This is a genomic window from Sinorhizobium sp. RAC02, assembly GCF_001713395.1.
Lineage (GTDB): Bacteria > Pseudomonadota > Alphaproteobacteria > Rhizobiales > Rhizobiaceae > Shinella.
This window is the reverse complement of sequence record NZ_CP016452.1, coordinates 1,808,380-1,830,971: the sequence shown is the minus strand read 5'-3', so window position 1 is coordinate 1,830,971 and position 22,592 is coordinate 1,808,380. Positions and strand designations below refer to the sequence as shown.

Here is a 22,592-nt window from a genome sequence, read left to right as displayed (position 1 = left end):
AGCCTATTCGGCGGAGGTTTTCCAGGTGGGTGTGCGCGGCGCGGTCGTGAGCGTGTCGGGTTCCCCGGCAAGCCTTGCGCGCAGGCGTCGGGTCAACCGGACGAGCTCCGGCCCGACGATCTCGCGGCAATGGTTGCGCGAGAGGATGTCGACAATCCCGCCGCAGGTGAGGGCGACGAGCGGCGAGCCGTCCGTCGGACGGAAGGCGACACCGACGGCGTTGATATAGCTGTGCCAGCTGCCGAAGGCGCTGATGAAGCCGTCACGCCGGTGGTCCTCGATGGCATTCTCGATCAGGCGATCCAGGTCGGCAGCCTTTTCGGGTTCCGCCGCGACGAGCTGCTCGACGACGGATTGGCGGATTTCCGGCTTCATTTCCACGAGATAGGCGAGCCCCATCGCCGTGCGATAGATCGGCAGGCGCGAACCGACGTTCAGCCTCAGCGAAACCGGGCTCATCGAGCGGCAATTGGCGAGATAGACCATTTCCAGCCCATCGCGCGTGCCGAGGGCGACGGCGGCGCCGGTCTGGTCCGCCAGCTCCTGCATCAGGGGGCGCACCATATGGATAACAGCGCTGGAGCTTAAAGCCGAATACCCAAGCGAAACCGTCGCCGGCCCGATGCTGTAGCGGCCGAGCATCTCGTCGTAATGGAGATAACCAAGGCCAACCAGCGTCGAAGTCAGGCGCGAGACGGTTGCCTTCGGCAGGCCCGTCCGCTCGATCAGGTCCTGGTTGCCCAGCGTGGCGTCGTCGGCGGTGAACGCGCGCAGGATTTCAAGCCCGCGGGTCAGCGACGCCGCCGAATTGCCGACCTCCGCGCCCTCGCTTCCATCTGCCGGTTTGGTCCTCTTGCGCATTTTCTGCCTTTCCTTCCAGCGCGATGTCGACGTCCGCGGATCCGTCGTTATCTCGTAATTGGAATATAATTTCATTTATGTTGACGTCGGCGCCGCCTCTTGTCAATAATGCCCGTATCGATCTTCCCGGCCGACACGGGTGCACACGGACTAAAGGACGCGATTTGTGACACGATACATACTGCGACGCCTGATCGCGATGCCCTTCCTGGTTCTCGGCATCGTGACGCTCGCCTTCCTGCTTACGACGGTCACCAAGGGCGACCCGCTGTCGGCGATCGTCTCGGACCGACAGATGAATGATCCGGTGGCAGTTGCGGCCGCAAAGGCGCGCTGGGGTCTCGATCGCAGCCTGCCGGAGCGCTACGTGATCTATGTCGGCAATCTTCTGACCGGCGACATGGGCACGTCGTTCATCACGCGCCGGCCCGTCGCGCAGGACGTGTTCTTCCGCCTGCCGGCGACGATGGAACTGGTGCTGGCCGCGATGCTCATCGGCTCGACGATCGGCATTTCGCTGGGTGTTCTCGCCGCCTATTTCCGCAACACGGCCATCGACCATGCCGCGCGCTTCTTCGCGCTGTTCGGCTCGTCGATACCGGTCTTCTGGCTCGGGCTGGCGCTGCTTTATGTCTTCTCGGTGAAGTGGGGCGTGCTGCCCGGTCCCGGTCGGCTGGATCCGCGCGTGACGCCGCCGGCCTCTATCACGGGGTTCATGACCATCGATTCCCTGCTGGCCGGCAACTTCAAACTCTTTCTCGACGCGCTGTGGCACCTCATCCTGCCCGCCTTCGTGCTCGGCTGGGCCGTCGCCGGCACCATCTCCCGGCTGGTGCGCGCCAATATGCTGGAGGTGCTCGACCGTGAATTCATTCTGACGGCGCGGGCCAAGGGTGCGGGCGAGCTTCGCGTCGTGGTCGGTCATGCACTGCGCAACACGCTTGTGCCGACGCTGACGGTCATCGGCTATTCCTTCGCCTACCTGCTCACCGGCGCGGTACTGACGGAGACGATCTTTTCCTGGCCGGGCATGGGCTCCTACGCGGTCGAGGCGGCGCGCGGCCTCGATTTTCCTGCCATCATCGGGGTCACGATCGTGGGGGGCGTCGTCTTCCTCCTGACGAACCTCATCACCGACATCGCCTATGTCATTGCCAATCCGCGCGTGCGTCTGGGATGAGATCATGACCGCAATAGCCCTCACCACCTTTCGCCGACCGTCATGGCTGTCGGTTCCACTCGCCATCGGTATCGCCATCGTGCTGTTCTGGCTGGCCGTCACGGTGCTGGCGCCGCTGATGAGCCCCTATGCGCCCCTCGACATGGTCGGACGCAGACTTCAGGCGCCGAGCTGGAGTCACTGGCTCGGCACCGATGCGCTCGGTCGCGACGTGCTGAGCCGGACCTTGTACGGCGCACAATATTCGATCCCGATTGCCGTCGTCGTCGTCACGCTGTCGGTGGCGATCGGCGCCATGCTGGGTGCGATTTCCGGCTATGCCGGCGGCCTGCTCGGCTCGTCGATCATGCGGCTGGTCGATGTCACCCTGTCGTTTCCCCCCATGCTTCTCGCCATGGCGGTTGCGGCCTCGCTCGGCCCCGGGCTTGAAAATGCAACGGTCGCCATGGTGATCGTCTGGTGGCCGGTCTATGCCCGCCTGATGCGTGCGCAGGTCCTCGAAATCCGCGAGCGCGAGCATGTTGAGGCGGCAATCGCCGCCGGTGCGAGCAGGACACGCATCCTTTTCAAACATATCCTGCCGCTCTGTTGGACGCCCGTTTTGATCAGCGCTACGATGGATCTCGGCCAGGTCATCCTGCTGGCCGCCTCGCTCAGCTTCATCGGCCTCGGCGCAACGCCGCCTTCGCCGGAATGGGGTTCGATGATCTCCGATGGCGCGTCGCAGTTCTATTCCTGGTGGGTTGCCCTCGGTCCGGGCCTCGCCATCCTCACTATCGTGCTGGGCTTCAACTTCATTGGTGACGGCTTGCACGACTACTTCGATCCGAAGTCGAAATGAGGGGCACGATGCAGCAGGAACCGCTTTTCTCCGTTCGCGACCTTCGTGTCTCTTTCACCCGCCAGGGCCAGTCCTTTGAGGCTGTGCGGGGCGTCAGCCTGCATGTCGATCACGGCGAGGTGCTCGGCATCGTCGGCGAATCTGGCTCCGGCAAATCGGTCGGAATGCTGGCGGCCCTCGGCCTCCACCCGAAGACCGCGACCGTCAGCGGATCGGCAAAGTTCAAGGGGCGCGAGCTGGTGGGAATGCCGCGAAGCGAACTTCGAACGCTGCGCGGCTCCCGCATCGCCATGATCTTTCAGGATCCGCTGTCCTCGCTCAACCCCGTCATGACAGTCGGTGCGCAGATTGCCGAAACGATCCGGCTGCACAATGCGGGCGTCTCGAAAAGAGCGGCGCTGAACCGTGCCGCCGAGCTTCTCTCGCTAGTCGCGATCCCTCAGCCGGACAGGCGCATCCACCAGTTCCCGCATGAATTCTCGGGAGGCATGCGCCAGCGCGTGATGATCGCAATGGCAGTCGCCAACGACCCGGACCTGTTGATCGCCGACGAGCCGACGACGGCGCTCGACGTCACCGTCCAGGCGCAGATCATGGACGTGCTCACGGACCTGCGGCGGCGGCTCAATCTGGGGCTGATCCTCATTACCCACGATCTCGGCGTCCTTGCGGGGCATGCCGACCGGGTCGCGGTCGTCTATTCCGGCGAGGTGGTGGAGCAGGCAGGCGTGGACGATCTCTTCGAGCGCCCGGCGCATCCCTATACACGCGGGCTCATCGCCTCGATCCCCAACATGGCGCAGGAGAAAGAGCGGCTGTTCTCGATCGACGGTGCTCCGCCGCCACTCGGCAAACTGCCCGGCGGTTGCGCCTTCCATCCCCGCTGCCCGCAGGTGCAGGACATCTGTCGCCACACGCCACCGCCCGTTCGCGCCGACGGCGAGCACACGGCAGCCTGCCATTTCGCCACCCTGCCGATCGGGAGCGCTGCATGATACTACCGGAACCCATTCTCTCCGTCCGTGGCCTCTCGAAGCGCTTCGCCGTCACCGGCGGCCTGCTGTTCGAACGGCAGGTCGCGCAGGTCAATGCCGTCAGCGACGTCTCTTTCGACGTGAAGCCCGGCGAAACGCTGGGGCTCGTCGGCGAGTCCGGCTGCGGCAAGTCCACGCTCGGCCGCTGCATCCTGCGGCTGATCGAGCCCTCAAGCGGGGAGACGCTGTTTCGCGGTCGCAACATCAACGAGGCGAACCCGACAGAGATGCGTGCGCTGCGCCGCAAGATCCAGCTGGTTTTCCAGGATCCCTACGCCTCGCTGCATCCACGTATGCGGGTTGCAGAAAACATCGCCGAGCCGCTGCGCATCAGCGATCTCTCGCCTATGCAGCGCAAGGCGCGTGTCGTCGAGATGCTCGATCTCGTCAGGCTCAATCCGGAACACGGGCAACGCTATCCGCACGAACTCTCCGGTGGCCAGCGCCAGCGCGTAGTAATTGCCCGCGCGCTGGCGCTGAAACCGGAGTTGCTGGTGCTCGACGAGCCGGTTTCCGCGCTCGACGTCTCCGTACAGGCCGGTGTGCTCAACCTCCTGAAGGATATCCAGCGGGATTTCGGCACGGCCTATCTCTTCATCGCGCATGATCTTTCGGTCGTGCAGCACATTTCCGACCGGGTGGCCGTCATGTATCTCGGCAAGATCGTCGAGATCGCCGAAAAGCACCGGCTCTATCGCGCGCCGCTTCATCCCTACACCCAGGCCCTGATGTCCGCCGTGCCGCTCGCAAGCCCTGCGCTCGAGCGCAGCCGGACCCGCATCGTGCTGAAGGGCGATCTGCCGAGCCCGCTGAACCCGCCGTCCGGCTGTCGCTTCAGGACCAGGTGCCCCATCGCCCAGCCGCTCTGCGCACAGGTGGAGCCGCCGCTGACGGCGCAAGAAGAAGGCCATTCGGTTGCCTGCCACTTCCCGAATGCCATGGAGACAGGTTTGTCGGCCCGCGAGCGACGCGGGTCTGGAGGAATGGAATGACGGAACTGACATTGCCGCTTGAGGGCATTCGTGTGCTCGACCTGACGCGCGTTCTTGCAGGACCATGGACCACCATGAGCCTCGGGGATCTCGGTGCCGAGGTCTGGAAGATCGAGAATATCAAGGGTGGCGACGATACGCGCGCCTGGTCCTTCCCGAACTTCAAGGGGCTGAGCACCTACTATCTCTGCGCCAATCGCGGCAAGCAGAGCATCGCACTCGACCTCAAGACGTCGGAAGGCCGGCAGATCGTGCTGGATCTCGCCGCCAAGGCCGATGTGGTCGTGGAGAATTTTCGCGCCGGCACGGTCGAGCGTCTTGGTATCGGCTACGAGGATATCAAGGCGATCAATCCGGGCATTGTCTACTGCGCGATTTCCGGCTACGGCCAGACGGGTCCGGAGCGCGACCGCCCGGGCTACGACTTCATCATGCAGGCCGAAAGCGGGCTTATGTCCATCACCGGCCAGGTGGACGGTCCGCCGAACAGGCTCGGCGTCGCCTTTACAGATGTCGTCGCCGGCATGACCGCTACCCAGTCGATCCTGGCCGCCCTCTACCAGCGCCGGGATACCGGGCGGGGACAATATATCGACGTCGCTTTGCTCGATGCCACGCTCAACCTCCTGATCAATGTCGGGACGGGTTACCTGAATGCCGGCGTCGAGCCCGTACGCTACGGAAATGCGCATCCCACCGTCGTGCCCTACCAGATTTTTGACGCAAGCGACGGCACGTTCGCGCTTGCCGTCGGCAATGACCGCATGTTCGTCGATTTCTGCGAGCAGGTCGTCAAGCGTCCGGAACTTGCCCGCGATCCGCGGTTCGTCACATCGCATCAGCGCGCCGTGCATCGCGAAGCGTTGCTTCCCCTGCTGGCCGAGATCGTCCGCGAGGAGACCTGCGCGCACTGGCTTGCCGCCTGCCTTGCGGCGAGCGTGCCGGCCGGCCAGGTCAAGTCCGTCTCCGAGGCGCTGAAGAGCCCCAGCGTGACGGAGCGTGGCGTGGTGCAGCATCTGGAGCACCCCGAACTCGGCACGGTCGCACTCATTCGTCCGGCCCACGGCCTAGCCGCGCAGGTGAATGCCGGTGCCAAGGCACCGCCGCTCCTCGGCGAGGACACGCGCAACGTCCTGCGCGACGTGCTGGGTTTCGACGATGCTCGCATCGAGAGCCTTGCCCTTGCGGGCGTCGTCGCCTGTCACGATCTGCAGGACGCGCCGCCCTTGGAGACGGTTCAGGGCGCGGTCGCATAGGCCGGAACTTCAAGCCGAACAGGAAACGATGATGACCGTCAACGTCGAAATCGATGGCGAGATCGCGATCGTCACGATCGAAAATCCGCCGGTCAATGCCGTGAGCGGGGCGGTGCGGGAGCGCTTGCTGACACTGGCACTGGCGCTCGATGATGATCCGAATGTCCGGGCAGTCGTTCTGACCGGTGCGGGAAAACTCTTCGTTGCAGGTGCCGACATTGCCGAATTCGACCGGCCGCCAGAGCCGCCGTTCCTGCCGGACGTCATCGCCCGCATCGAGGCTTCGGCAAAGCCTTGGATCGCGGCGATCCGAGGTGCAGCACTTGGCGGCGGGTTCGAATTGGCGCTCGGCTGCCGCTTCCGCGTTGCCACTTCGAGCGCCCGTTTCGCTTTGCCGGAAATCAACCTCGGCATCATCGCGGGTGCCGGTGGCACGCAGCGCCTGCCGCGGGTCGTCGGTGTTACCGAGGGGATCCGCATCGTTGCGGAAAACCATTCACCGGACGGCGTAGAAGCCCTGCGGCTCGGTCTGGTCGACGCCCTTGTCGACGAACCACTGGTGCCGGCTGCCGTTGCCTTCGCGCGATCGGTCGCCGGGCAGGCGTTGCCGCCGTCGAGCATCGAGCGAGTGGTTTCTGTGTCCGCTCCAGAGGTGTGGACGGAGGCGGAAACCCGGGTGACCGCTGGCGCGAGAGGGGCGGCAGCGCCGCCCCAGGCGCTCCTGGCCCTGAAACACGGCATCGAACACGGCGCGGAGGCCGGCCTTGCGCTCGAACGATCGACCTTCCTCGCGCTTCGCGCCACGGAAGAAGCGGCAGCGTTGCGCCATCTCTTCTTTGCCGAACGTGCGGCGCTGCGGCCGGCGGACTTGCGTGCTTCGAGCCCACGCCCGATTGAAACGGTCGGCGTGGTCGGTGGCGGGACGATGGGGAGCGGCATTGCCGCAGCCCTTCTCAATGCCGGCTTTTCCGTCGTGCTGATCGAGCAGGACGAAGCGGCTGTTTTGCGAGCGCGTTCGACGCTTTCGAACCTTTTCGAATCGTCCCGTCGTCGAGGCCGGATTTCGGACGACGACGCAGCCGGGTGGATGGCTCGCCTCGAAACGGCCATCGGCTATGGTGCGGCCGGGCGATGCGACATGGTGATCGAAGCGGTGTTCGAGGACCTTGCCGTGAAACGCTTGGTGTTCGCCGAGCTCGGCCGTGTCTGCCGGCCCGATACGATCCTTGCCACGAACACGTCCTACATCGATCCGCGCCTGATCGCCGACGGGTTGCCGGGGCCGGAGCGTTTTCTCGGGCTGCATTTCTTCAGCCCGGCACAGGTCATGAAGCTGCTGGAGATCGTGCCCACGCCCGAAACGGCGCCGGATGTGCTGGCAACCGGCTACGACCTTGCTCGCCGCCTCGGCAAGATTCCCGTGCGGTCCGGCATCTGCGATGGCTTCATCGGCAATCGCATTCTGCGGCGCTACCGGGCGGAAGCGGAAGCGCTGGTTCGCGGCGGTGTCCCCATTGCCGCCGTCGATGCGGCAATGCGGGCTTTCGGCTTTGCGATGGGACCTTTCGAAATGCAGGACATGGCGGGCCTCGATATCGCGTTCCTCTACCGCGAGGCGGCGCGCTCGCGCAGAGAACCCCTGCCGGACATGCCCGGGGACCTTCTGGTGCGTGCCGGGCGCAAGGGGCAGAAGACCGGCGGCGGCTGGTATGACTATGCCGCGGGCGACCGTCGCCCAAGGCCCTCCGCCGATGCGGAGCGGATCATCGCACCGCTTGTCGGAGCGAAAACAGAGATGGCGGGCGAGGCGATCGTCTTCCGGCTGATGGCGAGCATGGCGGAAGAGGGCCATGCAATTCTTGCCGAAGGCATTGCACTTGGTGCCGCCGATATCGACCTTGTCGAAGTTCACGGCTATGGCTTTCCGCGAAAACGCGGTGGACCAATGTTCCAGGCCGGCCGGACAGGCAAGACATGACCATAACGAGGACCGTATGATGACGACTTATCCCGATACATTGCTCTTCATAGACGGCGTCTGGCGTCCGGCATCCGGCGGCAGGACCATTCCCGTCGTCAACCCGGCGACCGCCCAGCCGATCGGCAGCGTCGCATGGGCGGATCGCGCGGATCTGGACGAAGCGCTGGCAGCGGCCGAACGCGCCTTCGCCTCGTGGAGCGTGGCATCGTCCCACGATCGGGCCCGGTTGATGCGCCGGGCTGCCGATCTCCTGCGTGAGCGGGCCGACGACATCGCAGTCATGATGACGATGGAGCAGGGCAAGCCGGTCTCGCAGTCGCGGGTCGAAACGCTGGCCGGTGCCGACATCATCGACTGGTTTGCCGGCGAGGCGCAGCGCGCTTACGGCCAGGTCATCCCCTCCCGATCGCCGGATGTCCTGCAGATTACCCTGAAGAAGCCCGTCGGGCCGGTCGCCGCCTTCACGCCGTGGAACTTCCCGATCAACCAGGTCGTGCGCAAGCTCTCGGCGGCGATTGCTGCCGGCTGCACGATCATCGTCAAGGCACCGGAGGAAACGCCGGCTTCGCCGGCAGCGCTCATCCGGGCCTTTGCCGATGCTGGAATTCCGGCCGGCGTCATCAATCTCGTCTATGGCGTCCCGGCGGAGATTTCCGAATATCTCATCCCGCACCCCGTCATCCGCAAGATCAGCTTCACGGGGTCGACCCCAGTCGGCAAGCAGCTTGCGGCGCTCGCCGGGGCGCATATGAAGCGCGTCACCATGGAACTCGGCGGGCATGCGCCGGTCATCGTCGCCAAGGATGCGGATCTCGACCTCGCCGTGGACCTGATGGTGGCCAACAAGTTCCGCAATGCCGGGCAGGTTTGCGTCTCGCCGACGCGTTTCCTCGTGCAGGAGCAGATAGCCGACGCCTTCACCGAACGCTTCACCGCGGGCGCCAAGGCAATACGGGTCGGCAACGGGCTCGATGCCGGTATCGAGATGGGGCCGCTCGCAAACGACCGCCGCATACCAGCGCTGGAAAGCCTGATCGCCGATGCCGTCGAGAATGGCGCGCAGCTGAAGACCGGCGGGCGCCGCATCGGGAATGAAGGGTGGTTTTTCGAGCCGACCGTGCTGGCCGATGTGCCCCTGTCGGCGCGCATCATGAACGAGGAGCCTTTCGGCCCGGTCGCCGTCATCAACCGGTTCGGTGATCTCGGCGAGGCAATCAGCGAGGCCAATCGGCTGCCCTACGGCCTTGCCGCCTACGCCTTTACGCAAAGCAGCGCGACCGCGACGCGACTTGGCAATGAGGTGGAGGCCGGCATGGTATCGATCAACCATCTGGGCCTGGCGCTCCCCGAAGTCCCCTTCGGCGGCATCAAGGATTCCGGCCACGGCACGGAAGGCGGCGCCGAGGCCCTTCAGGCCTATCTCGATACCCGCCTGGTGACGCGAAAGGGCTAACCTTCGCAGCTATGGAGAAAACGGCAGCGCGGAGTGGCTTGTCACGCCGCTCTGCCGACGTCTGGGATCCGGCCAACGGGTGAGAGAGCGACGCGGTATTGCCCGCGCATTCGCCCCCTGCGCGACAAGCAGATGGCGCCGTGTTGGAGAAAGGGCGATACGATTCCGTTGAAATCTAATGACGACGAGACAAGATGCTTTGACCAACTTGGCACCATGGGCCTAAGGAAACGGCATGGCCAAAATCTCCGAAATGACCAAACATCGTGGTTTTCCGCCCGGGCTGACCGGGACACAATGGCAGTTCACCATTCGCCGCCCGAACCCCAAGGTCACGGTGATTGGACAATGGCCGCGCCATCTTACCCGCGACCAAACGGTCGCCTTGGCCGATACGGCTTTTCTGCATGCGCTCTGGCACTACTTCGGAACGGCTCCCTTCGAGCGCGGCAATCTCGATGGGGAGCGTTTGTCGCGGTTGTTCGGACGGGAAATTCTTCCTGCGGAGCGGGGATTCGATCCGGCATCCTATCAGGCGATGCTGAAAATCAACGAACCCCTGGCGCGGAAAAACTTCCCCCAGGCCTTCGAAGACGCGACATGATTGTTCAAAACGGGCATCCGGCGACAGGTAGCCCGCGCCATTGAGGTCTTGATGGGGATGTCCGGTTAATGCGGGCTCACGTCGGCGCTGTATCGTTCGTCGCGTCGATCAGGTCAGCCGAATGCCGGACGTCGTGTCGAACAGGTGAATCGCGTCCACATTCGGGCGCACGTGGATCTTGTCGCCGACCTTGATCGGGGTGCCGCGCGGGAATTCGACGGTCAGCATGCGGGCTTCGCCGATCTCCACATAGCCGTATGTCTGGCTGCCCAGTCGCTCCGCAACGGCGAGTTCGCCGCTGAACCAGGCTTCGTCCTGCGGACAGGCCGTGAGGTCTTCCGGACGGATGCCGAGCGTTGCCGCGCCGGCCTGTATTGAATGCACACCCATGTCCGAGTTGGGAAGGGGCTTCCCCTTGAACAGCAGCGCACTCCCTTTGCCGTCGGAAACCACGTCGACCGGCATTGTGTTCATCGTCGGACTGCCGATGAAGCGGGCGACGAAAAGGCTTGCCGGGCGGTGATAGAGGTCGAGCGGCGGGCCGATCTGCTCGATCCTGCCGGCGTTCAGCACGACGATGCGGTCGGCAAGTGTCATCGCCTCGACCTGGTCGTGGGTGACATAGACGGTTGTCGCCTTCATGCGGTTGTGCAGCTTGGCGATCTCCAGGCGCATTTCGACGCGAAGGGCTGCATCGAGGTTGGACAGCGGCTCGTCGAAGAGGAAGGCGGAGGGCTCGCGCACGATGGCGCGGCCCATGGCGACGCGCTGGCGCTGGCCACCGGAAAGCTGCGCGGGTCTCCGGTCCAGGAAGGATTGAATTTTCAGGATATCGGCGGCATGCGATACCCGGCGGTCGATCGTTTCCACGGCGGTGCCACGCATCTTCAGGCCGAAGGCCATGTTTTCGCGCACGGTCATGTGGGGGTAGAGCGCGTAGTCCTGGAAGACCATGGCGATGTCGCGATCGGACGGCGGCAGGGCGTTCACCACTTTGCCGCCGATATCCAGCGCGCCGCCTGAAATTTCCTCGAGCCCCGCGATCATGCGCAGCAGCGTGGACTTGCCGCAGCCGGACGGCCCGACGAGAACCAGGAACTCACCGCTCGCAATATCGATGTCGACGTCGTGGATGACCTCAAGCGAACCATAGGTCTTCCGGATCTGCCTCAATGCGATTGCTGTCACGGTTTTCTCCTCCAGCCGGTCAATCCGCCCTTGACCTTCATTATCGATATCAATATCAATAATGATACTGACGACGATTGGCAACTCTGCAGGCCGGGTGATGACTTATTTTTCTACACCGTCGAATGCACGAAACGCGGCAAGGCCGGCCAAGTCGGCCGCTGCCTTCAATGCCATCAAGCGCGACATCATGCTGGGTGTGCTTCCGGCAGGGACGGCTCTGACGGAGTTGGAGCTGGCGGCGCATTTCTCGTGCAGTCAGGGGACTGTGCGCGAGGCGCTCCTTCAGTTGCAGGAAGAGGGGCTGGTGCGCCGGCAGGGGCATCGCGGCACGCAGGTTTCCGAATGTACGGAAGCTGAAGCCGTCGAGATGTTCCGTGTGCGCCAGCAGATCGAATGCAACGGCATTGTCCGGGTGTTGCGCGCACCGGGCCGCACGCTGGTTTCCGATCTCGACGCGATTTTCGCCGACATGCTGGAGGCGGCAAAGGCTGGCGACGAGCTTGAACTGGCATCCTTCGACCGGGATTTTCATCGTCGCATCTTTCAGGACGCGCAACTTCCGGCGCTTGATCCGATCCTGCATCGCTGCCTGGTGCACAACCACCGCTTCAAGATCTCGCGCAGCACGATGCCGCGCGACCTCGTGGCGACGGCCCAGCGTCACCGCTCGATCATCGATGCGATCGCAAGCGGCGATGTGGCTGCGGCAAGCGACGCACTGCGTCATCACATTGCGACGATCGTCGATCTCGGCCCCGACGTTTTCCCGGATGCTACACAATGACCGCTAATTCCGGCACATCGCGGCTTTCGCCGGAAATGGCGGCACTGCTCGCCCGCGTTGCCGCCGAGGCAGGGCCGCAGGTCGATCCGACGACGCTTCCGCCGGCAGAAGGTCGCGCGCTTTCGGAAGACGGCAACCGCCGCTGGAATGTCGACCTGCCCGAGATGGCACAGGTGGCTGACGTCTGGATCGATGAGGATGCGGACCTCGGCTCGGCAAGACTGCGGATCAAGGTCCTGGTCCCGCCTGGCCACGGCCCGGGTGCGGTCATCTTCGTGCATGGCGGCGGGTTTGCCTTCTGCAGCCCGGAGACGCATGAGCGCTGCGCGCGCGTGCTTGCGCTGGAATGTGGCCTGCCCGTGCTTTTGCCGGACTATCGCCTGGCACCGGAGCATCCGTATCCCGCGGGCCTCATGAATGTCGTCGCGACGATCCGCAACGCCTTTGCCGTTTCCGGTTCCAGCGGGGTCAAGGACGGTCCGCTTATCCTTTCCGGTGACTCGGCTGGCGCCAATCTTGCCCTTGCCGCGATGCTGCATGAGCAATCCAGCGGGCGTCAGGCTGTCGCGGGCGCGTTGCTTTTCTATGGCACCTATGCCGGCGATTTTCACACGGAGTCCTATCGTGACTTCGAGAACGGTCCGGGTCTGACGACTGCGAAGATGCAGCGATACTGGCAATGGTATGTCGGAGATCGTGACGTATCGGCAGACCCGCTCGCCTGTCCGCTGCTCGCGACGGATGAGGCCCTGGCAGCATTGCCGCCGCTCCACCTGATGGCAGCCGGCGTCGATCCGTTGTTGTCCGACAGCAGTACGCTGCACGAGCGCCTGAGACGCCTCGGTCGAAGCGAGGCGCTGACGGTGGTGCCGGGCGTCACGCACGGGTTCTTGCAGAACACGCTTGATCTGGCTGCCGCGCGGGAGGCGCTGGCAGCGGCAGGAGCCGCAGCGAGGCACATGGCCGGCTCGAACTGAATTCGATTTTCAAAGGAGGAGACAATGAAAATCTGGAAGACCCTGGCAATCGGCGCCGCACTCGCGGCGTCGCTTCTGGCAAGCACCGCGTCGGCGGAAACCGTTCGTTTCTGGTATCATTTCGACAATCCGGAAAACCCGATGGCCGATCTGGTCGCGAAATTCGAGTCGGCCAATCCGGGCATCGAGATCGAAGCGGAAAACGTTCCGTGGAACAGCTATTACGACAACCTCTATACCGCGCTCGTTGGCGGCAATGCGCCGGATGCCGCGATGGTCAAGCTCTTCGCCCAGCCGCGCCTGCTGGAAATGGGCGTGCTGGAACCGCTCGGCGAACGCATCGACGCCTGGGCCGGCAAGGCGGATCTGCTCGACAACCTTCTGGAGCTCAACAAGGGGCCGGATGGCCAGCAATATTATCTGCCGATCCAGTATGTCGTGCTTTATCTCTATTATCGCGCCGACCTGTTCGAGGCGGCCGGCCTGAAGCCGCCGACGACCTGCGAAGAATTCCGCGACGCCGCGATCAAGCTCACCAAGGCGCCGGCGACCTACGGCTTCGGCCTGCGCGGCGGCAAGGGCGGCTGGGACCAGTGGGGTGCCTTCGTGCTCTCGCAGGGCGCAAAGCTGGAGCCGGGTGGCCTGACGACGCCGCAGGCGATCGCCGCCAACCAGTGGCTGATTGATCTCTTCCAGAAGGATAAGGTCATCCCGGCTTCGGCGCCGAACGACGGCTTCCAGGAAATCACCGCCGCCTTCAAGAACGGCACCACGGCAATGACGATCCACCATATCGGCTCGTCCAATGACATGGTGAAAGCGCTCGGCGACAAGGTTTCGGCCACACCGGTGCCGGAATGCGGCGGCGGCCGCTGGACGTCCTATGGCGATGAATCGCTGGCTGTCTTCTCTTCCTCCGAGGTCAAGGATGCGGCCTGGAAATGGATCGCGTTCCTTGCCGAGGGCGAGAACAACGTCGCATTCAACAAGGCGACCGGCCAGATGACGGTGACCAAGAGCGGGTCTGCGAACTGGACGCTGCATGAGCGCCGCTTCGTCGATGCGACTGTCCAGTCGCTGCCCTTCGCGCATGTCTTGCCGCAGAGCACGGCGACGTCGGAATTCGTCAACACGGCCTGGCAGACGGCGATGCAGCAGGCGCTGACCGGCCAGATCACCTCTGAACAGATGATGCAGCAACTCGAGGCGCTCTTCGCGCAGCAATGATCCTCCCTGGAGCGGGCAGTCCTTGGTCCGCTCCGATCTCCCATCCGCCCAGCCCGAACATCGGGGCGGATGGGACCTTTTGATTGCCAAAGGCCCGGAACGACCGAATGACCGCGACAACCGCCCCAACTTCAACCGCCCTGACCATCCCGACGCCCTGGAGCGTCCGGATGATGCCCTATATGCTGTTGGCGCCGGCGGTGCTCGTCACGCTGTTCATCGTTTTCTTTCCCATGGTGCAGGCGGTCTTCACCAGCCTCTACGATCTTGTCCTCTGGAAACCGAATGCGAGCCGCTTCGTCGGTTTTGGCAACTATGCGAAGCTCTTCGCCGATCCGGTGTTCTGGACTGCACTCGGCAACACCGCTCTCTGGATCGGCCTGACGGTGCCGCTCCAGATGGGGCTTGGCCTGTTGACGGCACTGCTGCTCAATCGCGAGTTTCCCTGGCGGGGGCTGGCGCGGGCGCTCATCATCATCCCCTGGGCGTTGCCGAGCGTTGTGATCGCGCTGATGTGGCGCTGGATTTACGATCCCAACACCGGCGTACTGAACGATATCCTGCTTTACCTGTCGATCGTGCAGTCGGCCGTGCCATGGCTCGCCGATCCCGATCTTGCGCTCTATGCAATCATCGCGACGTTGACCTGGCAGGGCTTTCCCTTCTTCGCCGTCATGATCCTCGCCGCTCTTCAAGGCATTCCACGCAGCCACTACGAGGCCGCCTCCATCGACGGTGCTTCGGCTTGGCGGCAGTTCGTGCACATCACGCTGCCGGGCATCGCGCCGGTGCTGGCCACGGCGGGGCTCTTGCGTGTCATCTGGGTCGCCAATTCCATGGACGTGATCTTCGTCATGACCGGCGGCGGGCCGGGTTATGCCACGCACACCCTGCCGCTCTATGCATTCGTGCGCGCCCGGCAGAACCTCGATTTCGGTTACGGCACGACGATCGCCGTGACCTTCACCATCCTTCTCGGCGCGATCGTCGCCGTCTATCTCGCCCGGACCATGCGGGAGGTCGAACGATGAACAAGCCGTCCACGCTCCGTCGCATCCTCACCACCGACCTGCCGGTGCTGGCAATCGTGCTCTTCGCCATGGCGCCCTTCGCCTGGATGGTGCTGACCTCGCTGACGCCGACCGCGGCACTGAACGCAACGGGTGTTTCCGTCTCGCCGGCCGGCTGGAGCCTCGACAACTACGTGCGCCTGCTCCAGCAGACGTCGTTCCTCGGCAATATGCTTGACAGCCTGATCATCGCCTGTGGCACGGTGGTGCTCGGCCTCGCCGTCGCAGTGACGGCAGCCTATGCCTTCTCGCGCTTCCGGTTCGCGGGCCGCAAACTCCTGATGCTGCAGTTCCTGCTGATCAACATGTTCCCGGTCGTGCTGCTCATCCTGCCGCTCTTCGTGCTGATGCGCAAAGTCGGTATCCTCGACACGCATTTCGGGCTCATCCTGGCCAATGCGACCGTCGCCATTCCTTTCGCGGTCTGGATGCTGACCAGCTATATCGGCGCGATCCCGAAGAGCCTCGACGAGGCGGCGATGATCGACGGCTGCTCGCGGCTGACGGCTCTGCGCCGCGTCGTGCTGCCGCTCACCATGCCGGGCATCATCTCTACCGGCATCTACATCTTCATCACCGCCTGGAACGAATATCTCTACGCGTTGACGCTCGGCGGCAAGAATGTCCGGCCCGTCACAGTCGCGATCCAGACGCTGATCGGCGAATATCAGATCGAGTGGGGGCTGCTCGCCGCCGGTGCGGTCGTCGGCGCCATGCCCGCCACCATCCTTTTCCTTCTCGTGCAACGTCGCCTTATCGGCGGGCTGACCCAGGGCGCGGTGAAGGGCTGAATACGAATGAAAGAGGATAGACCATGAACCCCGTCGGGTTGATCTCCATGCAATATGCGCGGCCCTTCACGGCCGAGCACTTCCCGCTTTTCGCCGAAATGCGAAGGCTCGGCTACGACTTCGTCGAGCTTCTCGTGCCGGAGCCGGGCGAACTCGATCTGGCGGAGACGCGCCGTGCCCTTGAGGCCGCCGGGCTTGGTGTAGTGCTCGCCGCTCGCGTCAACCTGCAGCGCAATCTCTCGTCGGACGATCCTGCGGCCCATCGCGCCGGCATCGACTATCTCAAATACACGGCCGATTGTGCCGCAGCACTCGGTGCCACCATCGTTGGCGGCCCGCTCACCGGCAATCCGCTGGTCTTCGCCGGGCGCCCGCCGCAGCCAGTGTCGGAAGAGGAGCGGCTTGCCCGAAAGGCGCGCTGCGTTGCAGGACTGAAGGAGGCGGGCGATCATGCCGCCGCGCTCGGGGTCATGTTGGCTGTGGAGTCGCTCAACCGTTTCGAGAGTGACGTGTTGTGCACCACGCAGCAGGCGATCGAACTGCTCGATGCGGTCGATCACCCCGCCGTCCAACTGATGCTCGACACGTTCCACATGCACATGGAAGAAGCCTCGATTGCCGAGGCGATCCGGCTCGGCGGCAAGCGTATCGTGCATTTCCAGGCCAATGAGAACCACCGTGGCTTCCCGGGCACGGGGGCCACGGATTGGGTCGCGGTGTTCCGGGCGTTGCACGGGGTCGGCTACGAAGGTCCGGTGTCGCTCGAACCCTTCCGCCGCAACGACGACCGCTTCGGCGTTCCCTTCGCCCAGTGGCGTCCCCCGCATGAGGACGAGAGCGAGCGTCTCGCTGCCAGTGCCGAATTCATCAAGTCCCACATCCTGCTTACGGAATATCGTCGATGACACTCAAGATCGGTTGGATTGGCTGTGGCGTGCACGCCACCCAGATGCTGCTTCCGCAACTCGTCCGGCATGACGTTCAGATCACCGCGCTCTGCGACATCGACGGCACACGTCTCGCGTCCGCCGGGCGGCAGTTCGGCGTGACGAACCTGACGAGCGATGCTGAGGCGCTTATCCGGAGCACGGATATCGATGCCGTCGGCATGGCCGTGGGGCCGGACCAGCATCTCGTCTTCGGCAAGAAGGCGCTGGAGCGGGGTCTTCCCGTCTTCATGGAAAAACCGCCATCAGGCAGCGCCGCCGGAGCGCGCGAACTGCTCGCCGCATCGGAAAAATCCGGCAAGCCGCTGCTCGTCGGTTTCATGAAGCGCTACTCCGCCGGCAACAAGATCGCAGCAAACATCCTGCGCTCCGGCCGCTTCGGCGATATCTATGGCCTCACCGGCTACTACATGACTGCGCCTGGCTATTTCGCCGGCAATGTCGATTACACCGGCTTTTTCCTGCACCATTGCGTGCACTACATGGACCTCGTGTCCTTCCTCGTCTCACCGGTCACGAAGCTGACCGCGCGCAAGGTTGAGAAGGACCGCGGCAAGGTCCTATTCCACGTTAATTTCGATTTCGAATGCGGCGCGATCGGCACCATCGCCATGGGCACGATGCAATCACGCGGCGCGCCGGTCGAGCGTATCGAGATCATGGGTGACCACCAACGCATCGAGATCGACAATGTCATCGAGGTGCGCTGGAACCGCAACCCGCCCTTCAAGGTGGACGATGCGGCGGCCACGCTCGATGACGCGGTCGACACGCTGGCATGGAAGCCCAACTTCACCGCAGCCGCCAACGAGGACCCGAAAGGCTACCATTCGCTGCTCTCCGACGTGATCCCGGCGCTTGCGGGTGCGCAAACACCGGCACCGACGATCCGTGATGGCGTGATCGCCATGGAGCGGCTGGAAACCCTTCGGCACGAGCTTGCACTCTGACGGCGGATAGCACGATGAAGACGCTCGTCATCCAGTTCGGAACCAGCCGGTTCCTGCAAGCTCATGCCGATCTCTTTCTATCGGAGGGAACGCCACGCCGGGCAATCACTGTGGTGCAGACCTCCGGTGATGCGACCCGCAGCCATAGGCTGGCCGCTCTTGCCGCGCCGGAGGGCTATCCGGTTCGCATCCGGGGGCTCAAGGCGGGCAACACAGTCGATGAGACGAGGACCGTCACGTCGGTAAAGCGCTGCCTTTCCGCCGCCACCGACTGGCCGGAGGTGGTTCGGGTCTTCGTCGAGGAGGCGGAGTTCGTTTTGTCCAACACAGGGGATGCGGGTTATCAAAGCCGGCCGGAAGACGGCGCGGCGGCCTACCACCCCGCCATGAGCTTTCCCGCCAAGCTCTTCCATCTGCTGGCCGCCCGCCACGCCGCCGGGGCGGCCCCGATCATCGTGATGCCGATGGAACTCGTCGTTGATAACGGCAAGGTTCTCAGGGACGCGGTCATGGCGGTGGCGCGGCTGCAAGGCGCCGGCGGTGCACTTGTCTCGTATATCGAGGACCGCGTGGTCTGGGCTTGCAGCCTTGTCGATCGTATCGTTTCCGAGCCGATCGAGCCTGCCGGCGCCGTGGCGGAACCCTATGCGCTCTGGGCGATCCAGAAGGGGCACGGTGTCGTTCTCCCATGCGCGCATCTGGCGATCGAGATGGTCGACGACCTGAAAGATATCGAGCGGCTGAAGCTGCACGTCCTCAATCTCGGCCATACGGCCCTGGTCGATATCTGGCAGCAAGGGGGCGGGCAGGGCGATCCGATCGTGCGCGACTTCATCGCCAATCCTCAGGTGCTGGACCTACTGACTGCCATTTACAGTGATGATGTCCTGCCAGTTTTTAACCACCTCGGACAAGGGCAGGCGGCAGAACACTACCTAGCCGTCACGATGGAGCGTTTCGCCAATCCCTTCCTGGATCACAGGCTGGTCGATATCGCCCAGAACCATAAGCAGAAGGTCGAGCGCCGGATCGGCACATTTCTCGATCTGGCCCACGCTGCAGGATTCACCTCGCCGCAGGGCCACCTCGCAGCGATCGTAGCGAGAGAGGTATGACCTGACCGCGTAGTGGGCTAGGTCGGGGTCAGCCACATGTCTTCCAATACCTAGCCGATGAACAGTTCACTTCGTCAAAGGGCGCTGAAGACCCTTGCGAAAACCGCTTTGCCCGAAAGTAAAAAACCTACTCCAGCTGAGATGTAGTCACCCGCTTTGCAGCGTCGTTGCCCGGCGAAAGGCCGCCGGGCTCTGTGCCGTCCATTTGCGGAACGCGCGATGGAAGGCGCTGGGTTCGGAGAAGCCGAGGCGTGTGGCGATTTCGCCGACCCCGAGTGCCGTCGTTTGCAGCATCTCGATTGCGAGGTCGCGGCGGATTTCATCGCGGATGGCCGCGTAGTTTTGGCCCTCCGCATGCAAGCGGTGCCTGAGGGTCGAGGGCGACAGGCGCATCTGCGCGGCGAGATCATCGAACGTGCTCCAAGATGCGGGGGGCACCTGCCGCAGGCGCGTGCGGACGCTGGCGGCGAGGCCGGCGTTGTAGCGATAACGCACGAGGATATTGGCGGGTGCGTTGCGCAGGAACTGCTTCAACGCCTGCTCGCTGCGGGCGACCGGCAGCTTCAGCAGGGAGGCATCGAAGGCGAGCCGGCTGACCGGCTGCGCGAAGCGCACGGGCGCGCCGAAGAACAGCCGGTAGTCAGCGGCATGGTCCGGCTCGGCACAGCGGAAATCGACCATCCGCAGCGGAATGCGGCGTCCGATGAGCCAGCATGCGATGCCGTGCAGCAGGATCCAGTAGGTTCGGTAGGCAAAGGCGGAGCGTGCGCCGGTCCGGTCCTTGAGCACGACCTGGGCCAGCCCGTCGGCAATTTCGAGATGGCCTTGCGGATCCTCCAGCACGACGTTGAGGAAGCGTAGCGCGCGCCGCAGCGCCCGGTCGAGGGTCTTGGCATGCAGCACGCAGTGGCAGAGCAGCGTGAAGCTGCCGCGCCGCATCGGCCTGCCGCCCATGCCAAAGAACTCGTCGTCTATCTCGGCAGCGATCGCAAGCCACAGCGCACCATAGCTTTCGGCGGAGACCGGCGCATCGATCCGGGTGGGCAACCCGACCGCCGCCAGCACCGCTTCGGGTGCCTTGCCATGCCGCTTCAGGCAGTCTGTCGCCTCTTCCACGAAGGAAGGTTATATCATCCGCCGCCTGGTTTCTGTCATCGTAAGGTCCCGCAGGATGTGGTAAAACTGGCCGATGGTTCGAGACGCTTCGGTCATCGTATGCAATATCGCACCGTCATAGAGTGAGGCAAGACGGGCGGGTAGGCTGTCGGCAGAATGTGGCTCAGGGAGGACTGCATGACGCTTCGGGCCGGCTCTACGGAAATCGAATGCGCTGAGGGAGAGCAGCCATGTTGATCGACGGAAAGACCTTTGTCGTCACCGGTGGTGGTTCGGGCCTCGGTGCGGCGGTGGCACGCATGCTGGTGGGCGAGGGCGCGAATGTCGTGATCGCCGACGTCAACGCCGATTCCGGCGCCGGTATCGTCAGCGAGCTTGGAACCGGCGCAGCCTTCATCCAGACCGACGTGACGCAGGAGAAGGACGCTCAAGCGGCCATCGACATGGCGCTGGATCGCTTCGGTCATCTGCATGGCTTGGTCAATTGCGCCGGCGTCGCGCCCGGCGAAAAGATGCTCGGGCGCGATGGGCCGCACCTGCTCGACAGCTTTGCGCGCACGATCGCCATCAATCTCGTCGGCACGTTCAACATGACCCGGCTCGCTGCCGCGGCAATCGAAAAGCAGGAACCGGGGGCGGATGGCGAGCGGGGCATTATTGTGAGCACGGCCTCGGTTGCGGCCTTCGACGGCCAGATCGGTCAGCCGGCCTATGCGGCCTCCAAGGGCGGCGTCGCAGCGATGACGCTGCCGATTGCCCGCGAACTCGCCCGCTTCGGCATTCGGGTGGTGACCATCGCGCCGGGGATTTTCCAGACGCCGATGATGGCCGGCATGCCGCAGGAGGTGCAGGATTCGCTGGGGCGGAGCGTGCCGTTTCCGCCGCGCCTCGGAAAGCCGGCGGAATTCGCCGCATTGGTGCGCCATATCTGTGAGAACGTCATGCTGAATGGTGAGATCATCCGCCTCGACGGTGCGTTGCGCATGGCGCCGCGCTGAATGGGGTCGTTGGGAGGTTTGATATGACACTACAGGATCCCATCGTCATCGTCGGCTCGGCCCGCACCCCGATGGGCGGGTTCCAGGGCGACCTGAAGGATGCCACCGCGCCGGAACTCGGTGCGAGCGCGATCCGTGCCGCGCTCGACCGCAGCGGCGTTGCTTCGGATGCCATCGAGGAGACGGTCTTCGGCTGCGTGCTGCCGGCCGGCCTGGGACAGGCACCCGCGCGGCAGGCCGCGATCGGTGCCGGCCTGCCGTTCGCCGTCGGCGCCACAACCGTCAACAAGATGTGTGGATCGGGTATGAAGGCCGTCATGCTGGCGCACGACCTCATCGCCGCCGGCAGCGCCTCGATCGCCGTCGCCGGCGGAATGGAGAGCATGACGAATGCGCCCTATCTGCTCGACCGGGCCCGCGGCGGCTACCGGCTCGGGCACGGTCGCGTCATCGATCACATGTTCCTGGATGGCCTGGAAGACGCCTATGACAAGGGGCGCCTGATGGGCACTTTCGCCGAGGACTGCGCCGAGTCCTATCAGTTCACCCGTTCCGCGCAGGACGACTACGCCGTCACATCCCTGACCCGCGCCCGCGCTGCGATCGAGACCGGCGCCTTCGATGCCGAGATTGTTCCCGTCACCGTGAAGGCAGGGCGCTCCGAGACGGTCGTCAACCGCGATGAGCAGCCGGGCAAAGCCAAGCCGGAGAAGATCCCGACGTTGAAGCCGGCCTTCCGCGAAGGGGGAACGGTGACCGCGGCGAACGCCTCCTCGATCTCCGATGGTGCTGCCGCACTGGTGTTGATGCGGCGTTCCCAGGCCGAGCGCGAGGGCATTACGCCGCTTGCCACCATCGTTGGCCACGCCACGCACGCGCAGGCACCCAATCTCTTTGCGACCGCGCCGATCGGCGCGCTGCGCCGGCTCAGCGAGCGCACCGGCTGGAACCTGAAGGATGTCGACCTGTTCGAGATCAACGAGGCTTTTGCCGTTGTCGCCATGGCGGCGATGCGCGACCTCGATCTGCCGCATGACAAGGTCAATGTGCACGGCGGGGCCTGCGCACTCGGCCATCCGATCGGCGCTTCCGGTGCGCGCGTGCTCGTCACCCTGCTGGCCGCGCTCGAGCGCTATGGCATGAAGCGCGGCATGGCAACACTCTGCATTGGCGGCGGCGAGGCGACGGCGGTGGCGATCGAGCGACACTGAACGGTTTCGGGGA

Annotated in this window: 21 protein-coding genes; 18 read left to right on the top strand and 3 right to left on the bottom strand. The window is 64.2% G+C overall.

Translation table 11 applies throughout. The annotated features are described in order from the left end of the window. Positions 1-3 precede the first annotated feature (3 nt). Positions 4-861, bottom strand: a complete 858-nt coding sequence (locus tag BSY16_RS29455; protein ID WP_069063297.1) for an IclR family transcriptional regulator — start codon at positions 859-861, stop codon at positions 4-6. A 199-nt stretch (positions 862-1,060) separates the two neighbouring features. On the opposite strand from BSY16_RS29455, the gene BSY16_RS29450 reads away from it, so the two are divergent. The 8 genes from BSY16_RS29450 (at position 1,061) to BSY16_RS29415 (ending at position 10,202) form a co-directional block, all read left to right on the top strand. Further along, complete coding sequence (locus BSY16_RS29450; RefSeq protein WP_502696037.1) at positions 1,061-2,041, top strand: ABC transporter permease; 981 nt, start codon at positions 1,061-1,063, stop codon at positions 2,039-2,041. A gap of 4 nt (positions 2,042-2,045) precedes the next feature. Continuing rightward, positions 2,046-2,882: an ABC transporter permease gene (locus BSY16_RS29445; RefSeq protein WP_069063295.1), complete on the top strand. Its 837-nt coding sequence runs from the start codon at positions 2,046-2,048 to the stop codon at positions 2,880-2,882. Continuing rightward, the gene (locus BSY16_RS29440; RefSeq protein WP_069063294.1) at positions 2,879-3,877 is read left to right on the top strand and encodes an ABC transporter ATP-binding protein; all 999 of its coding nucleotides are present in this window, start codon (positions 2,879-2,881) and stop codon (positions 3,875-3,877) included. The genes BSY16_RS29445 and BSY16_RS29440 overlap by 4 nt, the downstream gene beginning before the upstream one ends. Continuing rightward, on the top strand, positions 3,874-4,908 hold the full coding sequence (locus BSY16_RS29435) for an ABC transporter ATP-binding protein (protein WP_069063293.1): 1,035 nt from the start codon (positions 3,874-3,876) through the stop codon (positions 4,906-4,908). Before BSY16_RS29440 ends, BSY16_RS29435 begins: the two co-directional genes overlap by 4 nt. Beyond that, on the top strand, positions 4,905-6,164 hold the full coding sequence (locus BSY16_RS29430) for a CaiB/BaiF CoA transferase family protein (protein ID WP_069063292.1): 1,260 nt from the start codon (positions 4,905-4,907) through the stop codon (positions 6,162-6,164). Before BSY16_RS29435 ends, BSY16_RS29430 begins: the two co-directional genes overlap by 4 nt. Before the next feature lie 31 nt (positions 6,165-6,195). Continuing rightward, a complete protein-coding gene (locus BSY16_RS29425; protein ID WP_069063291.1) occupies positions 6,196-8,142 on the top strand; it encodes a 3-hydroxyacyl-CoA dehydrogenase NAD-binding domain-containing protein in 1,947 nt (648 codons plus the stop codon). A gap of 19 nt (positions 8,143-8,161) precedes the next feature. Continuing rightward, positions 8,162-9,598, top strand: a complete 1,437-nt coding sequence (locus BSY16_RS29420) for an NAD-dependent succinate-semialdehyde dehydrogenase (protein WP_069063782.1) — start codon at positions 8,162-8,164, stop codon at positions 9,596-9,598. 235 nt (positions 9,599-9,833) lie between these two features. Further along, positions 9,834-10,202, top strand: a complete 369-nt coding sequence (locus BSY16_RS29415; RefSeq protein WP_069063290.1) for a hypothetical protein — start codon at positions 9,834-9,836, stop codon at positions 10,200-10,202. Between the two features lie 108 nt (positions 10,203-10,310). Here the strand turns inward: BSY16_RS29415 and BSY16_RS29410 are convergent, their stop codons facing one another. Then, positions 10,311-11,390 (bottom strand): ABC transporter ATP-binding protein, encoded by a 1,080-nt coding sequence (locus BSY16_RS29410; protein ID WP_069063289.1) that lies wholly within the window; start codon positions 11,388-11,390, stop codon positions 10,311-10,313. Positions 11,391-11,490: 100 nt separating this feature from the next. On the opposite strand from BSY16_RS29410, the gene BSY16_RS29405 reads away from it, so the two are divergent. The 8 genes from BSY16_RS29405 (at position 11,491) to BSY16_RS29370 (ending at position 19,254) form a co-directional block, all read left to right on the top strand. Then, entirely contained in the window at positions 11,491-12,177 is a 687-nt protein-coding gene (locus tag BSY16_RS29405) for a GntR family transcriptional regulator (protein WP_069063781.1), read from the top strand. Continuing rightward, positions 12,174-13,154 (top strand): alpha/beta hydrolase, encoded by a 981-nt coding sequence (locus BSY16_RS29400; RefSeq protein ID WP_069063288.1) that lies wholly within the window; start codon positions 12,174-12,176, stop codon positions 13,152-13,154. The genes BSY16_RS29405 and BSY16_RS29400 overlap by 4 nt, the downstream gene beginning before the upstream one ends. A gap of 24 nt (positions 13,155-13,178) precedes the next feature. Then, a complete protein-coding gene (locus tag BSY16_RS29395) occupies positions 13,179-14,381 on the top strand; it encodes an ABC transporter substrate-binding protein (RefSeq protein WP_069063287.1) in 1,203 nt (400 codons plus the stop codon). Between the two features lie 107 nt (positions 14,382-14,488). Continuing rightward, complete coding sequence (locus BSY16_RS29390; protein ID WP_069063286.1) at positions 14,489-15,412, top strand: carbohydrate ABC transporter permease; 924 nt, start codon at positions 14,489-14,491, stop codon at positions 15,410-15,412. After that, positions 15,409-16,242, top strand: a complete 834-nt coding sequence (locus BSY16_RS29385) for a carbohydrate ABC transporter permease (protein ID WP_069063285.1) — start codon at positions 15,409-15,411, stop codon at positions 16,240-16,242. The genes BSY16_RS29390 and BSY16_RS29385 overlap by 4 nt, the downstream gene beginning before the upstream one ends. Before the next feature lie 23 nt (positions 16,243-16,265). Then, the gene (locus tag BSY16_RS29380; protein ID WP_069063284.1) at positions 16,266-17,147 is read left to right on the top strand and encodes a sugar phosphate isomerase/epimerase family protein; all 882 of its coding nucleotides are present in this window, start codon (positions 16,266-16,268) and stop codon (positions 17,145-17,147) included. Then, a complete protein-coding gene (locus BSY16_RS29375; protein ID WP_069063283.1) occupies positions 17,144-18,139 on the top strand; it encodes a Gfo/Idh/MocA family protein in 996 nt (331 codons plus the stop codon). The genes BSY16_RS29380 and BSY16_RS29375 overlap by 4 nt, the downstream gene beginning before the upstream one ends. Positions 18,140-18,153: 14 nt before the next feature. Next, complete coding sequence (locus tag BSY16_RS29370; protein WP_069063282.1) at positions 18,154-19,254, top strand: mannitol dehydrogenase family protein; 1,101 nt, start codon at positions 18,154-18,156, stop codon at positions 19,252-19,254. Positions 19,255-19,401: 147 nt separating this feature from the next. Here BSY16_RS29370 and BSY16_RS29365 read toward each other — a convergent pair whose 3' ends face one another. Further along, positions 19,402-20,370: an AraC family transcriptional regulator gene (locus BSY16_RS29365; protein ID WP_286157284.1), complete on the bottom strand. Its 969-nt coding sequence runs from the start codon at positions 20,368-20,370 to the stop codon at positions 19,402-19,404. A 230-nt stretch (positions 20,371-20,600) separates the two neighbouring features. On the opposite strand from BSY16_RS29365, the gene BSY16_RS29360 reads away from it, so the two are divergent. Continuing rightward, positions 20,601-21,368 carry a 3-hydroxyacyl-CoA dehydrogenase gene (locus tag BSY16_RS29360; RefSeq protein ID WP_069063281.1) on the top strand — a complete coding sequence of 256 codons (768 nt, stop codon included), beginning with the start codon at positions 20,601-20,603 and terminating at the stop codon, positions 21,366-21,368. A gap of 23 nt (positions 21,369-21,391) precedes the next feature. After that, positions 21,392-22,579, top strand: a complete 1,188-nt coding sequence (locus BSY16_RS29355) for an acetyl-CoA C-acyltransferase (protein WP_069063280.1) — start codon at positions 21,392-21,394, stop codon at positions 22,577-22,579. Positions 22,580-22,592: the final 13 nt, after the last annotated feature.

What these genes read in the sequence shown, in the direction of transcription:
- BSY16_RS29455 (WP_069063297.1), bottom strand. Translation starts at nt 861, where the DNA reads ATGCGCAAGAGGACCAAACCGGCAGATGGAAGCGAGGGCGCGGAGGTC.
- BSY16_RS29450 (WP_502696037.1), top strand. Translation starts at nt 1,061, where the DNA reads ATGCCCTTCCTGGTTCTCGGCATCGTGACGCTCGCCTTCCTGCTTACG.
- BSY16_RS29445 (WP_069063295.1), top strand. Translation starts at nt 2,046, where the DNA reads ATGACCGCAATAGCCCTCACCACCTTTCGCCGACCGTCATGGCTGTCG.
- BSY16_RS29440 (WP_069063294.1), top strand. Translation starts at nt 2,879, where the DNA reads ATGAGGGGCACGATGCAGCAGGAACCGCTTTTCTCCGTTCGCGACCTT.
- BSY16_RS29435 (WP_069063293.1), top strand. Translation starts at nt 3,874, where the DNA reads ATGATACTACCGGAACCCATTCTCTCCGTCCGTGGCCTCTCGAAGCGC.
- BSY16_RS29430 (WP_069063292.1), top strand. Translation starts at nt 4,905, where the DNA reads ATGACGGAACTGACATTGCCGCTTGAGGGCATTCGTGTGCTCGACCTG.
- BSY16_RS29425 (WP_069063291.1), top strand. Translation starts at nt 6,196, where the DNA reads ATGACCGTCAACGTCGAAATCGATGGCGAGATCGCGATCGTCACGATC.
- BSY16_RS29420 (WP_069063782.1), top strand. Translation starts at nt 8,162, where the DNA reads ATGACGACTTATCCCGATACATTGCTCTTCATAGACGGCGTCTGGCGT.
- BSY16_RS29415 (WP_069063290.1), top strand. Translation starts at nt 9,834, where the DNA reads ATGGCCAAAATCTCCGAAATGACCAAACATCGTGGTTTTCCGCCCGGG.
- BSY16_RS29405 (WP_069063781.1), top strand. Translation starts at nt 11,491, where the DNA reads ATGACTTATTTTTCTACACCGTCGAATGCACGAAACGCGGCAAGGCCG.
- BSY16_RS29400 (WP_069063288.1), top strand. Translation starts at nt 12,174, where the DNA reads ATGACCGCTAATTCCGGCACATCGCGGCTTTCGCCGGAAATGGCGGCA.
- BSY16_RS29395 (WP_069063287.1), top strand. Translation starts at nt 13,179, where the DNA reads ATGAAAATCTGGAAGACCCTGGCAATCGGCGCCGCACTCGCGGCGTCG.
- BSY16_RS29390 (WP_069063286.1), top strand. Translation starts at nt 14,489, where the DNA reads ATGACCGCGACAACCGCCCCAACTTCAACCGCCCTGACCATCCCGACG.
- BSY16_RS29385 (WP_069063285.1), top strand. Translation starts at nt 15,409, where the DNA reads ATGAACAAGCCGTCCACGCTCCGTCGCATCCTCACCACCGACCTGCCG.
- BSY16_RS29380 (WP_069063284.1), top strand. Translation starts at nt 16,266, where the DNA reads ATGAACCCCGTCGGGTTGATCTCCATGCAATATGCGCGGCCCTTCACG.
- BSY16_RS29375 (WP_069063283.1), top strand. Translation starts at nt 17,144, where the DNA reads ATGACACTCAAGATCGGTTGGATTGGCTGTGGCGTGCACGCCACCCAG.
- BSY16_RS29370 (WP_069063282.1), top strand. Translation starts at nt 18,154, where the DNA reads ATGAAGACGCTCGTCATCCAGTTCGGAACCAGCCGGTTCCTGCAAGCT.
- BSY16_RS29360 (WP_069063281.1), top strand. Translation starts at nt 20,601, where the DNA reads ATGTTGATCGACGGAAAGACCTTTGTCGTCACCGGTGGTGGTTCGGGC.
- BSY16_RS29355 (WP_069063280.1), top strand. Translation starts at nt 21,392, where the DNA reads ATGACACTACAGGATCCCATCGTCATCGTCGGCTCGGCCCGCACCCCG.